At 58.3% G+C, this 441-nt stretch carries 1 protein-coding gene; it reads right to left on the reverse strand.

Features of this window, described 5'->3' with window-relative positions; genetic code table 11:
* The coding region (locus AC1RPT_RS07685; RefSeq protein WP_481762967.1) for a hypothetical protein at positions 1 to 441 on the reverse strand (441 nt) is incomplete at both ends.

The following is a 441-nucleotide window of genomic DNA, read 5'->3' on the forward strand; positions in this document are numbered from 1 at the left end:
CTCAAGGAACGCGTGTGAGCGATCCACGTACTGGGTGGGATGACAGCCTGCGGTTTCGTAGAAGAGACCGGTGGCGACGTGCTGACCCGGGTCCGAATACACCATCATCAGGTCCGCATCGCGGATCGACTTCTCCAGTAGCGTACGCGGGCGGCGTCGGAATGCACCATTCTCGAAACAGGTGACACGGATCAGGTCGCACACCGTTTCCTTATTGATTCCCTCGTCTTCGAGGATCAGGTTGATGTCGCGAGTGAACACGCGCTGGATGGCTCGTTGGATGTTCACGGTATCTCGTTCAGCACCACCCGAGTGATTGTGGTCATGGAACAGCGAGGCCACGGCCAGAGCCTTCAGATCACCCTGCACGAGGTAGTGGTTGCTGGCCTTGGGCCGAAGCGAGTTTTCGTTTGTGGCCACCACATGGGACCAGTACACGAC

The organism is Dellaglioa sp. CoH-56-MRSF-11 (genome assembly GCF_056782135.1).